The organism is Azospirillum lipoferum (genome assembly GCF_024170005.1).
In the GTDB taxonomy this organism is placed as follows: Bacteria; Pseudomonadota; Alphaproteobacteria; order Azospirillales; family Azospirillaceae; genus Azospirillum; species Azospirillum lipoferum.
Genome location: NZ_JALJXJ010000001.1, coordinates 48,930 through 61,155, shown reverse-complemented (window position 1 = coordinate 61,155; position 12,226 = coordinate 48,930). Strand labels below are relative to the sequence as shown.

At 68.4% G+C, this 12,226-nt stretch carries 11 protein-coding genes; 1 reads left to right on the top strand and 10 read right to left on the bottom strand.

All coding sequences use genetic code 11. The features are described 5' to 3' along the window. Entirely contained in the window at nucleotides 1-3,096 is a 3,096-nt protein-coding gene (locus J2848_RS00365) for a hybrid sensor histidine kinase/response regulator (protein ID WP_149230512.1), read from the bottom strand. Nucleotides 3,097-3,286: 190 nt separating this feature from the next. On the opposite strand from J2848_RS00365, the gene J2848_RS00360 reads away from it, so the two are divergent. Continuing rightward, a complete protein-coding gene (locus tag J2848_RS00360) occupies nucleotides 3,287-4,132 on the top strand; it encodes a BglII/BstYI family type II restriction endonuclease (protein ID WP_149230511.1) in 846 nt (281 codons plus the stop codon). A gap of 16 nt (nucleotides 4,133-4,148) precedes the next feature. Here J2848_RS00360 and J2848_RS00355 read toward each other — a convergent pair whose 3' ends face one another. The 9 genes from J2848_RS00355 to J2848_RS00315 form a co-directional block, all read right to left on the bottom strand. After that, entirely contained in the window at nucleotides 4,149-4,811 is a 663-nt protein-coding gene (locus tag J2848_RS00355; RefSeq protein ID WP_149230510.1) for a LysE family translocator, read from the bottom strand. A 34-nt stretch (nucleotides 4,812-4,845) separates the two neighbouring features. Next, nucleotides 4,846-5,742: an LpxL/LpxP family acyltransferase gene (locus J2848_RS00350; protein WP_149230509.1), complete on the bottom strand. Its 897-nt coding sequence runs from the start codon at nucleotides 5,740-5,742 to the stop codon at nucleotides 4,846-4,848. After that, nucleotides 5,726-6,724, bottom strand: a complete 999-nt coding sequence (gene lpxK / locus J2848_RS00345; protein ID WP_149230508.1) for a tetraacyldisaccharide 4'-kinase — start codon at nucleotides 6,722-6,724, stop codon at nucleotides 5,726-5,728. Before lpxK ends, J2848_RS00350 begins: the two co-directional genes overlap by 17 nt. 14 nt (nucleotides 6,725-6,738) lie before the next feature. Beyond that, nucleotides 6,739-8,025, bottom strand: a complete 1,287-nt coding sequence (locus tag J2848_RS00340; RefSeq protein WP_149230507.1) for a 3-deoxy-D-manno-octulosonic acid transferase — start codon at nucleotides 8,023-8,025, stop codon at nucleotides 6,739-6,741. Nucleotides 8,026-8,217: 192 nt separating this feature from the next. Further along, nucleotides 8,218-8,388, bottom strand: coding sequence for a hypothetical protein (locus J2848_RS00335; protein ID WP_170306993.1), 171 nt, complete (start codon nucleotides 8,386-8,388; stop codon nucleotides 8,218-8,220). A 49-nt stretch (nucleotides 8,389-8,437) separates the two neighbouring features. Further along, complete coding sequence (locus J2848_RS00330; RefSeq protein WP_149230506.1) at nucleotides 8,438-9,247, bottom strand: hypothetical protein; 810 nt, start codon at nucleotides 9,245-9,247, stop codon at nucleotides 8,438-8,440. A 297-nt stretch (nucleotides 9,248-9,544) separates the two neighbouring features. Then, nucleotides 9,545-10,168, bottom strand: coding sequence for a LysE family translocator (locus J2848_RS00325; protein WP_149230505.1), 624 nt, complete (start codon nucleotides 10,166-10,168; stop codon nucleotides 9,545-9,547). An 88-nt stretch (nucleotides 10,169-10,256) separates the two neighbouring features. Continuing rightward, nucleotides 10,257-11,255, bottom strand: a complete 999-nt coding sequence (locus tag J2848_RS00320; RefSeq protein WP_149230504.1) for a glycosyltransferase family 4 protein — start codon at nucleotides 11,253-11,255, stop codon at nucleotides 10,257-10,259. Next, entirely contained in the window at nucleotides 11,252-12,076 is an 825-nt protein-coding gene (locus J2848_RS00315; protein WP_149230503.1) for a UDP-2,3-diacylglucosamine diphosphatase, read from the bottom strand. Before J2848_RS00315 ends, J2848_RS00320 begins: the two co-directional genes overlap by 4 nt. Nucleotides 12,077-12,226 lie beyond the last annotated feature (150 nt).

The window sequence follows — 12,226 nt, the reverse complement described above, 5'->3', positions numbered from 1 at the left end:
TCAGACCGCCTCGATATGGGCGATCACGCGGTCCAGTTCGACGCCGACGCGGGCGACCATGGCGGCGATGCCTTCCAGCCGCTGGTCGATCACAGCCAGTTCCACCGCGTCGGCGGCGGCGGCGAGATCGCGGGCGCCGACGGTGCGCGAGGAGCCCGCCAGCTTGTGGGCGGCCTGCCGCACCTCGTCCCAGATCTCGCCCGCCAGCGCGTCCATCAGCCAGCGGTGCGAAGCGCTGTTGGACGTGACGAACTCACCCAGCAGATGCCGGACGAACTCACTGTCGCCATCGAACAGCGTGGTCAGCGCCTCAAGGTCGAGCGGCGGCAGGTCGGCTATGACGGGGGAGCATTGGAGTGGCGACTGAGGGGGAGGTTGCTGCAACTCTTCAGTCACCGGCTCCGTATTTTGTGACGGTTCGTAGGGCTCCTCCTCCCACCCCTCGCCGTCAGGCGGGGGCAGGAAGCGGTCGACCACCCGGCGCAAATCGGCGAGGCTGACCGGCTTGGCCAGCGTGTCGTCCATGCCCGCCAGCAGGCAAAGCTGCGCTTCGTTCTCCGTAGCGTTGGCGGTGATGGCGACGATGGGCAGGCGCGGACCTCCGCCGGCCGCCTCGGCGGCACGGACGCTGCGGGCCAGCTCCATACCGTCCATCTCCGGCATCTGGCAGTCGGTCAGCAGCAGGCCATGGCCGCCGGCCCGCCACAGCGCCAGCGCCTGGACACCATCCTCCGCCGTTTCCATCACATGGCCGAGAAGAGTCAGCTGACGCTGGATGACCTGACGGTTGGTCGGATGGTCCTCCGCTACCAGGATCAGGCGGCCCTGCGCCCGCGCCTCCTCCACCGTGGGCAGGCGGCGGCGGCCGGCGGCCGGGGCGGCGGGCGGCGGTTCGAATTGTGGATCGGTGCGGCCACCCTCCCCCGCCGTCATCCGCCCTGCGGCGGCCAGGACGGCCCGGACCAGCCCGCTCCGCCGCACCGGCCGGCCGAGGACCACCGTACCGGCACCGGACCCGCCCAGTTCCGCCGCCTCGCCGGCGCTCAGTACCTCGCCCCCGATCAGCACGCGCCCACGCACCCGTCCACGCGGGTCGCGGTCCAGCGCCGCCGTATCGGTGCCCAGCGTGGAGACCAGCACGTCGCAGGCCGCGGTCGGCAGCAGGGTGCGCAAGGCCGCGTCGGCGTCGGCCGCCTCCACCACCTGGGCGCCGTCCGCATTCAGGTACCGGGCGAGGAAACCACGCTCCTGTGCATCGGCGGCCAGCAGCAGGACGGTCACACCCTGCAACGGTGCCCGCTGCGGCACTGCCGGCTCGATCGCTGCCGGGACCAGATCGGCGGCGAAGGTGAACCAGAAGGTGGAGCCGACATTGACCTCGCTGGTGACACCGATGTCGCCACCCATCAGTTCGGCCAGACGCCGGCAGATCGACAACCCCAACCCGGTGCCGCCGAAGCGGCGGGTGGTCGACGCCTCCGCCTGGGTGAAGGGACGGAACAGGCGGGTCTGGCTTTCCCTGGAAATGCCGATGCCGGTGTCGGTCACCGCGACGCGGATGGTGACGCGGTCGCTGTCGAAATGCGCCAGTTCCACCCGTACGGTGACCGAACCGGACTGGGTGAACTTCACCGCATTGCCGGCGATGTTGAACAGCACCTGCCGGATACGGACCGGATCGCCGACGACCTCCGCCGGCAGGTCGGGGTCGATGTAGGTGACCAGCGACAGCCCCTTGGCCCGCGCGCTGGGCGCCAGCGTGTCGGCTACCCCCTCCACCACATTGGCGAGCGCCACCGGCACCCGTTCCAGGTCGAGCCGCCCGGCCTCGATCTTCGAAAAGTCGAGGATGTCGTTGATGATGGTCAGCAGGGCGCCGGCCGATTCCCGCACCACGCTGACCAGTTCGCGCTGGTCGCCTGTGAGGCTGGTGTGCTCCAGCAGTTCCAGCATGCCCTGGATGCCATTCATCGGCGTGCGGATCTCGTGGCTCATGGTCGCCAGGAACAGCGACTTCGCCTGGTTGGCGGCCTCCGCCTCCGACCGGGCGGCCTCCGCCGCCTCGCGCGCCGCCACCAGATCCTGCGTCCGCTCCGCCACCTGGCCTTCCAGGCTGCGGTTCAGTTCGGTCAGTTCCTCGTACAGATGCACATTGTCGAAGCCGATGGCGACCTTGGCGCAGAACACCTCCAGCAGACGCCGCTCGTCGGCGGTCAGGGCGCGGCCATGGCCGAGATAGACAGCGGTGTCGTGCCGCCGGGTGGCGGAGCGGAAGACCAGCACGCTGTGCCCACGCTCATACCGGTTGCGGCCATCGGCGAGCGCCGCGGTCACCGCCTGCACCGCGTCGGGCGGCAGCGCCAGGAACAGCGGCGTCCCCTCCATCCCGACATGGCAACCGGCGCCGCCCAGCACCAGCGGCTCGGCCGGACGCGGACCTTCACACAGACGGCTGACCAGCGCGACTCCGCCCGCCGTCATTCCATTGGCCGGCGGGCAGACGCCGACGATCTGGGCCACGGCATGGCGCACGAACTCCACCATCGTCCGCTTGCCCAGCAGGATGGAGGAGGATTCCAGAATGCGCTCCAGCCCCTCCCGGTGGTCCTCGATGGCGGTGATGTCCTGATAGCCGCGCAGCGCCGCGACAACGGAGGTGAACAGCTTCTGCGCCGTCAGCTCCGTCTTCGATTTGTAGTCGTTGATGTCGTAGCTGAGGATGACGTCGCGTTCCGGCGCCTGCCCGGGCTGGCCGGTGCGCAGGATGATACGGACACGGCGGTTGTGCAGTTCGCTGCGGATGTAGCGGACCAGACGCAGCCCGGCATCGTCGGATTCCATCACGACGTCCAGCAGGATCACCGCGATGGCCGGGTTGTCGCGCAGCACCCCGCGCGCCTCCGCCGCGGTGGCGGCCGAGAGGAACTGCGCCGGGCGTCCTTCAAAGGTGAAGCCGCGCAGCACCATCTTGGTGGTGGCGTGGATGGCGGGGTCGTCGTCGACGATCAGGATCAGCCAGGGCTCGACCGGCTCGACAGCCTCGACCGCCACCTCGACGGCGGGCTCTTCCTCCGCGAACAGGAATTCGTCGCTCATCACGGTCCCCCGGCGAACTGGCCGCGCTTTTTCCACCCCGACGAGCGGCCCAACGCGCGGGCGACCTTACCATAGGTCGGGGAACGGCCGCCAGTTCAGGCCCCCTCCTGGTAACCGTCAGGCGGAAAGGGTGGATTTGCCGGGCGGCAGCCGCCATGGTGGCGCCGTTTTCCATCGCGCATGTGCCGTCATGACCCTGCTTGCCTGCATCCACGACAAGGCCCCGCTGATCGAAGCGCGGGATCCCGACCTGGGCGACCTGTTCCCGCCCGGCTTCCTCGACCTGTACGAGGTGCACAGCTACCGCAACGCCGCGCGTATCCTGGCCCATGCCTGCACGGCCGAGTTCCGCGAGATCACCGAACGGCTGATGGAGTTCCGCATCCGTACCGAGGACATCGTGGCGTCGGGCGGCAACAAGTCACAGATCGCCAAGACGATGGAGCGGATGCTGAACCCGCTGGGCTGGAACGAAACGCGCATCCGCGGCGACCTGTTCATCACCAAGATGATCGTGACCCACGAGGAAAAGCGCCGCGTCGCCGGCAAGAACCGTGGCCAGACCGTGACGGAACAGCGCCAGCGCGAGGAGCTGTACAAGGTCAACGGCTTCATCGACGGGCACAAGATCGACTTCGTGAAGGGGCGCGTGTCCTTCGATCTGGAATGGAACAGCAAGGACCAGACCTTCGACCGCGACCTCTACGCCGCCCGCACCTTCTACGAATGCGGCATCATCAATGCCGGCGTCCTGCTGACCCGCAGCGCCGAGCTGATCCCGCTGTTCACCGAGGTGGCGCGGCGGGTCGAGATGAAGAACTTCCAGAACAAGTACGGTGCCAGCACCACCTGGATGAAGAAGCTGCTCTACCGCCTGGACGCCGGCCGCGGCGGCGGCTGCCCGGTGCTGGCGCTCGGCATCCGCCCGGCGGTGGTGTCGGACTTCGACGAATGGAAGGACAGCCACCCGGTGGTGCGCCACGCCGCGACCTTCGACGTCGACACCGGGGCGGAGGATGAGGACGATCTGTGGTGAGGGTCCACCCTACCCCTTACGCGAACTTCCGGTCCGTCAGCAGCAGCCTTGCCGCAAAGCCCAGGAACAGCACGCCGGCAAGGCCGTCCATCGCCGTGCGCACCCGCGGGCTGGACAGCACGCGCCGCGCCGCACCGGCGCTGAGTGCCGCGATACCGACCAGATAGACGCCGCCCAGCACCGAGATGATGTTGCCGAGGATGAAGGTCTGCAACGCCACATGGCCCAGTTCGGGTGCGATGAACTGCGGCACGAAGGCCAGCTGGAACAGGATGATCTTCGGGTTCAGCAGATTGGTCAGCAGCGCCTGGACGAAGACGCGGGCGGTAGGCGCCGGGGCCGGGGCCTCGATCGCCGCCGCGGGTCCGGCGTTGCGGCTGGTCCAGACGCTCCACAGCGACCGCAGACCGATCCAGGCCAGATAGGCGCCGCCGGTATAGCGCAGCAGGTCGAACAGCGACGCCGACGCCGCGATCAGCGCGGAAATCCCGGCGGCGGCCAGCAGCGAATGGACGGTGTTGCCGACGCAGATGCCGATCGTCGCCACCACGCCCGCCTGCCGGCCGTCGGCGATGCTGCGGGTCAGCACCAGAAGCGAGTCCGGTCCCGGCGCCAGGACCAGGACACAGACGGCGACCATGTAGAGTTGCAGCAGATGGAGGTCGAGCGGCAGGGGCATCGCGGGACGGACCTTCGGGCGAGAGATTGGGTGCTCAGTCGGGCCAGCGCCGATGGATCCACAGCCATTGCGCCGGCTTGTCGCGGATCCAATCCTCCAACAGGCGGTTCAGCCTTTCCATAAGAATTCGCGCATCCGCATTGCGGTCGCCGCTGGTCGGGTATTCCTCCGGCGGCAGGACGGTGACGCGGAAACGGGCGCCCTCCAGCCGCTCCGTCCGTGCCGGGCACAGCGGCAGCTTCAGCTTCATGCCGAGGACGGCGGCGGCCGGGGCGGTCATGGCGTCGCGGCCGAAGAAGGGGACGGCAATGCCGTCATTCATCTTCTGGTCGATCAGCATGCCGACATGGCCGCCCCTGGTCAGGTGGCGCAGCAGGATTCTGGCGCCCTCCGGCCCCTTGGGAATCTGATTTCCGGACGCCGCCCCGCGCAGTCTCACCAACAGCTCGCCGACCATCGGGTTGTTCGGTGCGCGGTAGACCAGCCCCAGTTCCAGCCCGCGCAGGCGGGCGGCGACCGACTGCACCTCCCAATTCGCCAGATGGCCGGAGACCATGATGCCGGCCTTGCCGTCCTCGCGCAGCCTGTCGACATGCTCGATGCCGATCACCTCAATGCGTTCGCGGCCGATCTGCTCCAGATGCGGGTATTCGGCGATGGTGCGGCCGAGATTGTCCCACATGCCGCGAATGATCGTCTCGATCTCCGCCCTGCCCTTCTCCGGGAAGGCGCGGGTCAGATTGCGCCGGGCGCGGGCGCTGTTGGGCAGCCACGGCCCCACCGTCCGCCCGATCCAGCCGCCGAGCGCCGAGGCGCGGTCGAGCGGCAGGGCCTGGAACAGCCGGCAGACGCCATGGACCAGCACCGCCTCCACCGGATAGCCGATGCGGCGCGTCAGCCATCGTTGCAACGGGCTACGCGGCTTGGCCATCGGGGCTTCCTTTCAGCAACAGAGGCGTCAGCAGCGCGGCAAGCGCACCCTCGTCCGCCCAGCGCACCGATACCGGCAGGACGGCGACCTTCGCCCGCAACTCCTGCGGCAGGCGGACGGCGTCCTTGGCGGTGGTGACAGGCAAGGCGCCCAGCGCCGTAGAACGGTCGATCAGCGCCGCGACCTCGGCCGGGCGGTAGGGGTGGTGGTCGGCGAAGGGCACCCGCTCCACCACGCGGGCACCGAGCGCCTCCAGCGTCGAGAAGAACTTCTCCGGCCGGCCGATGCCGGCGAAAGCCAGCACGTCGCGGCCGGCAAGCCGGGCTGCCGCCTCGGGATCGGGCTCCAGCCGGGCCGGCAGCACCGGGCGCCCGCCCGCCAGCGCCGCCAGACCGTGGCGATCCTCGCCCAGGATCACCAGCGCGTCGGCGCGGGCCAGACCGTCGGCCACCCGTTCCCGCAGCGGACCCGCCGGCACCAGCCGGCCGTTGCCGAAGCCGACCGCGCCATCGGCGACGATCAGCGCCAGATCCTTGTGCAGGGCCGGGTTCTGGAACCCGTCATCCATGACGATGGCCCCGGCCCCGGCGGCGGCGGCACGCTCCGCCCCCGCCAGCCGGTCACGCGCCACCCAGCAGGGCGCGGCTCCGGCCAGCAACAGTGCCTCGTCACCGACATCGGCGGCGGTGTGGCGCCCGGGATCGACTGCCAGCGGACCGGCCTCGCGCCCGCCATGGCCGCGGGTCAGCGCATGGACGGCGACGCCGCGCGCCTGCAAGGCCGCGATCAGCGCCAGTCCGACCGGCGTCTTGCCGGCGCCGCCCGCCACCAGATTGCCGACACAGACCACCGGAATCCCCACGCGCCGCGGAACGGTCCCGGCGATGCGCCGCCGCCCCGCCAGCCCATAAAGCGCCCCCAGCGGCGCCAGCAGGGTCGAGGCCAGGCCGGACGGCCGGTACCAGAAGGCGGGGGTCTTCACGGCGGCACGTCCCCTCAGGCGGCGGTCCGGATGCCGGCGGCGCCCAGCACCGGGGCCAGCGCCCCCAACGCCCGGTCGATGATCCGCCGGTTGTCCGCCGTCACCCGCGCCGCCCCAGCAACGATGCGGTCGCGCGCCCGCTCGTCGGTCAGCAGCCGGCGCGTCTCGCGGGTCAGGGCATCGCCGTCGGCGACCGGCAGGGCACCGCCGGCGGCCTCCAGCATGTGGGTGATCTCACCGAAATTGAACATGTGCGGACCATAGAGCACCGCACAGCCCAGCTGCGCCGGCTCCACCGGGTTCTGCCCGCCATGGGGAATGAAGGAGCCGCCCATGCACACCACCGGAGCGGCCCGGTAGAACAGCCCGAGTTCCCCCATGGTGTCGGCGACATAGACGGCATGCTCCGGCCCCGGCAGCCGATGCTCGACCGTCCGCTGCAGGACCGGCAGCCCTCGCGCCCGCATCAGCTCCGCGATGGCGTCGCCGCGATGGGCATGGCGCGGAGCGACGACCGTCAGCAGGCCGGGCAGGACAGGCGCCAGCGCGGTATGGACCGCCGCGGCGATCTCATCCTCCCCCGGGTGGGAGCTGGCGAGCAGCCAGACCGGCCGGCCGGCCAGTGCAGCATGCAGCGGCTCCATCGCGTCGGCCGCAGCGGGCGGCGGCTCGGCGGAGAATTTCAGATTGCCGACGCTGGCGACACCGGAGGCACCCAGCCGGCGCAGGCGTTCCGCATCGCCTTCGGTCTGGGCCAGCGTGACCTGGAAGGTCGACAGCAGACCGCCGATCAACCCCGGCGCGTTGCGCCAGCGCGAGAAGCTGCGTTCGGACATGCGGGCGTTGACCAGGGCCGCCGGGATGGAGCGGGCACGGATGCCGGCCAGCAGGTTCGGCCAGATCTCCGATTCCGTCCACAACACCGCGTCGGGTCGCCAATGGTCGAGGAAGCGGTCGACCGCACCCGGCAGATCGACCGGCACATATTGATGGATCGCCCGCTCCGGCAGGCGCCGTCCCATCAGCTGGGCCGAGGTGACGGTGCCTGTGGTCATCAGTACGGTCAGGTCCGGCGCGCCATCCAGCAGCCGGCCGACCAGCACCAGCACCGAGTTCGCCTCTCCCACGCTGGCCGCGTGGATCCAGACCAGCGGACCAGCCGGCCGGGTTTGCGACGCCACGCCGAACCGCTCCGCCTGGCGCGCGGAGTCCTCCTTGCCGGCAGCGCGGCGGCGGTCGAGATAGAGGCGCACCGCCGGCCCGGCAACGGTCGTCAGGCCACGGTAAAGGGAATGCAGCATCAAGGTCCGGAACAGGAGACTTACGACAACGGGCGCGTTGCCGGTATCCCTGATACGGAACACCGGCCACGCGCCCGGCGGCACCTTAGCACGCGGCAACCGTTCCGTAACAGGGGCCGCGGTGCGCCGCATGGCCGCCAGCCCCGTCCGGCCTCCTCATTTCCGACAAGGTGGCCTGGCCAGGCGACCCGATCAGGCCGTGGGGACGTTCTCCTGCTCCTGGCCGGGCGGGATGTAGACCACCGTCCACTTTTCGCCGCCCTGCGACAGCTTCTGCACCGGCAGATCCTTGCCGTACTGCTCCAGCGCGCCTTGAACGATCTCGTCGGCCTGCGCTTCGGTGAGATTCTGCTGAACGATCATGTCTTCCTCCTGGTTGGACTGGTTGGTTCTGGTGGGTGTCGGCCCTGGTTCACGCAGGGGACTGGATGCGCCCTGCGTCAGCCGCCCCAGCCGAGCGAGCGATGGTTTCGGTTTCCTTCAGCAGCGCCGGATTGCGGTACAGCGAGACGGCTGCCGCCCCCTTGGTATCGACGCCAAGATCCTTGTACATCCTGGTGATTTCTTCCAGCCGGCTCTTTGTCTGCTGCAAGGGAAGGCCCGGCTGATGGGCATAATTGGCCAGATAATTGGCTGCCGGCAATGTGGTGAAACCGGTGATGATCTCCAGCTTTCTCTCTTCGGTCCGGGCTTCGATGGTTGCCTGTTCGGTCAGTCCAATGAGCGCCGTCAGCATTGTTCCGGCCGCCTCGTAATCCGTGATGTCGGACGCCGCCATATAGGGCGGATAGACGCCGATCGACTTCCCCATCCCTGTGATGATGCGATTGCGGAGCTTCGCCCGGTTGGCGCGCATCGCGGCGTGGAGCGCCGGCAGGGTCTTGTCGGCCAGGACCTCCTTGTCGAAGGCGGCACGGCTGCCGGTGATCCCGGCACCGATCGCGGACAGGATGCTGGCGGCGGCGCCGCCGCTGGCTGCACCGGCGGACGTGACGCCCAGCGTCAACACGTCCGTGCCGAACCCAGCCTCGCGCATGCGCTGGAACAGCTTGGACTCGAACTCCGCAAAATTCATGTCGATCAAATACATGCGCTTTGCGAGCGCCATGTTTCGCGTGTCCGTGTTGGGGCTGGCCAGAATGGTCTTGATGCTGGCGTCTGCGGTCGTGACAGATGGCGGAGCAGCCGGAACCGCGCCGCCGTCCGTGGCAGCCGGAAGCATCTCCTCCCGGGGCAGGCGTTCCGGCGTTCCTCTGAAGGATTCACATCCCGCGAGCAGCAGAAGGGGTACGGCCAACAACGACGCAGCCCGCAGGCACCAAGGCTGGCCAGCTACCGACGCGAGGAAGGAAGAACAACGGAACGGCATGAGTTCTCCCAAACAGGCTGCCGGTTGGGCCAACTCGGGAAGCTTAAATCCCAGAACGCGCGCAGTTCAACAGAAATGCTACCATCCATTTTCAAATGACGTTCAGTACGATGTATGCGGGTTCTTCCTCGGGCGCCGACAATCGCCCGGTCAGCGCTCCGCCAGCGCCAGCTTGGCGCCCAGCGCCGCGAATGCGGCGGCGAAGCTGCGGCGCATCCAGGCCATCACCCGCGGGCGGGAGATCACCTGGTCGCGAACCGCGGCGGCGAACAGGCCGTAGACGACGAAGACCGCGAAGGTCAGGGCCATGAACACGCCGCTGAGTTCCAGCATGCGGGCGAGCGGCTGGGGATCGGCCTCGCTGACGAACTGCGGCAGGAAAGCCAGGAAGAAGATCGACAGCTTCGGGTTCAGCACATTGACCAGCACTGCGCGCAGGATCATCCGCCCGGTCGTGCGCTGCCTCCCGTCCGCCGTCCCGTCCGTCTGAACGCTTAGCGCCCCCTGCTCCTTCAGCGTCGCCCAGGCCATGTAGAGCAGATAGAGCACGCCCAGGATCTTCAGCCCCTGGAACGCCACGGCACTGGTGTGCAGCAGGGCGGCCAGCCCCAGCACCGCCGCCACCATGTGCGGCACGATCCCCAGCGTGCAGCCGAACGCCGTCACCGCGCTGGCCCGCGCGCCCTGCGACAACCCCGCCGCCAGCGTCAGCAGAACCCCGGTGCCGGGGGAGGCGACAACGATCAGGGAGGTGATGAGGAAGTCGGGGGTCATGGCCTGCAACCTCGCGCGGGAGTGGTGGCTCGGTACAATGGAACCACGACCCGGAGACCTCGCCAAGTCCGAATGAGCAGGCTCCCGCTTACGTGAAGGGTCGCAGGTTCGACAGGAACTGTTCGGCCGAGCGGCGCCAGGAATAGCCTAATGCATAGTCCCGGCAGGCCTGCCCAGGGATCGCCAGCGCCCCTTCGACCGCCCGTTTCAGATCCTCGTCCAGGCAGCCGGCGCCGGAGCCGTCAACCACGTCCAGCGGACCCGGCACCGGGTAGGCCGCCACCGGCACGCCCGACGCCAGTGCCTCCAGCAGCACCAGCCCGAAGGTGTCGGTGCGCGACGGAAAGACGAAGACGTCGGCGGCGGCATAATGCTTCGCCAACTCCTCGCCATGCTTGGCGCCGACCCAATGGACGCCGGGGTACTTGCGCTGCAACTCCTCCCGCGCCGGGCCGTCGCCGACCACCACCTTGCTGCCGGGCAGGTCGAGCCGCAGGAAATCCTCCAGGTTCTTTTCCACCGCGACGCGGCCGACATACATCGATACCGGACGCGGCAGATCGAGGAAGTCCTTGTCGCGGGGACGGAACAGCTCGGTATCGACGCCGCGGGTCCAGCGGCGGATGTTGGCGAAGCCGCGGGTCTTCAGCGCGTCCTCGATGGTCTGGGTCGCCACCATCACGGCCGAGGACGGCTTGTGGAAGCGGCGGACCACCGCATAGGACAGCGCCAGCGGGATCGGCGCGCGGTCGCGCACATATTCGGGAAAGCGCGTGTGGTAGGCGGTGGTGAAGGGCTTGCCATGCTTCAGGCAATAGGACCGCGCGGCGAAGCCCAGCGGCCCTTCGGTGGCGATGTGGATGCAGTCGGGCCGCAAGCCTTCGATCATCGCCCAAAGCCGCCGCTTCGCCCCGACCGCCAGCCGGATTTCCGGATATGACGGCATCGGCAGGGTGCGGAAGCGGTCGGGGCCGATCACCTCGACGCTATGGCCCATCGCCTCCAGCTCTTCGCGCACGGTGCCGATGGTACGCACGACGCCGTTCACCTGCGGGTGCCAGGCGTCGCTGACGATCAGGATGTTCACGCCGCTTCCCGTTCCTTCGCCGTGACCTTGCCACTGTTGGTGGGACCGGTGGCCGGAAGCCGCTGCGCCATGACCTCCGTCCAGCGGATGATCTCCAGCGCGCCACTGTCGTGCTCGACCAAGGCGGTGCAGGACTCGACCCAATCGCCGTCGTTGCAATAGAGGATTCCTTCGATATCGCGCATCTCGGCGGTGTGGATGTGGCCGCAGACGACGCCATCGACCTTGCGGCGGCGGGCTTCCTCGCCCAGCGCCTCTTCGTACTTGCCGATGAACTCGACCGCGGTCTTGGCCTTGTGCTTCAGATAGGCCGACAGCGACCAGTAATTGAAGCCCAGCTTGCGGCGCACCCAGTTGAACAAGGTGTTGACGTGCAGCAGCGTGACGTAGGCGTGGTCGCCCAGCAGGGCCAGCCACTTGGCATAGCGCACCACCGCGTCGAACTTGTCGCCATGGGTGATCAGCAGGCGCCGGCCGTCGGCGGTGGTGTGGACCCATTCATCCACCACATGCACCCCGCCGAACTGCAGCCCGACATAATCGCGCGCCGCCTCGTCATGGTTGCCGGGGATGTAATAGACCTCCACCCCCTTGCGGGCGCGGCGCATGATCTTCTGCACCACGTCATTGTGGGCCTGCGGCCAGTACCAGCTTTTCTTCAGCCGCCAGCCGTCGACGATGTCGCCGACCAGGAACAGGTGATCCGATTCGGTGTGCTTCAGGAAATCGAGAAGCAGCTCCGCCTGACAGCCGCGCGTTCCCAGATGAACGTCGGATATCCAAATGCTGCGGTAGCGCTTGACCGCTGGGACGGCGTCCATCTTCCGCTCCGTCGTCGCCATGGCCGGTTGGCCATCAAGACAACTGCCGTATAATCGAAATCCGTACATCTTGACAATGCTTTGGAACCGCCGCACCTATTCGTCACAGCAATTTGGGCTATCGTCATAACGTTGCAGTTTTACTGAAAC

Excerpts from the sequence above, each read along its gene's own strand:
- J2848_RS00350 (WP_149230509.1), bottom strand. The coding sequence starts at position 5,742 with ATGGCCAAGCCGCGTAGCCCGTTGCAACGATGGCTGACGCGCCGCATC.
- J2848_RS00365 (WP_149230512.1), bottom strand. The coding sequence starts at position 3,096 with ATGAGCGACGAATTCCTGTTCGCGGAGGAAGAGCCCGCCGTCGAGGTG.
- J2848_RS00355 (WP_149230510.1), bottom strand. The coding sequence starts at position 4,811 with ATGCCCCTGCCGCTCGACCTCCATCTGCTGCAACTCTACATGGTCGCC.
- J2848_RS00315 (WP_149230503.1), bottom strand. The coding sequence starts at position 12,076 with ATGGACGCCGTCCCAGCGGTCAAGCGCTACCGCAGCATTTGGATATCC.
- J2848_RS00340 (WP_149230507.1), bottom strand. The coding sequence starts at position 8,025 with ATGCTGCATTCCCTTTACCGTGGCCTGACGACCGTTGCCGGGCCGGCG.
- J2848_RS00360 (WP_149230511.1), top strand. The coding sequence starts at position 3,287 with ATGACCCTGCTTGCCTGCATCCACGACAAGGCCCCGCTGATCGAAGCG.
- J2848_RS00335 (WP_170306993.1), bottom strand. The coding sequence starts at position 8,388 with ATGATCGTTCAGCAGAATCTCACCGAAGCGCAGGCCGACGAGATCGTT.
- J2848_RS00330 (WP_149230506.1), bottom strand. The coding sequence starts at position 9,247 with ATGCTTCCGGCTGCCACGGACGGCGGCGCGGTTCCGGCTGCTCCGCCA.
- J2848_RS00325 (WP_149230505.1), bottom strand. The coding sequence starts at position 10,168 with ATGACCCCCGACTTCCTCATCACCTCCCTGATCGTTGTCGCCTCCCCC.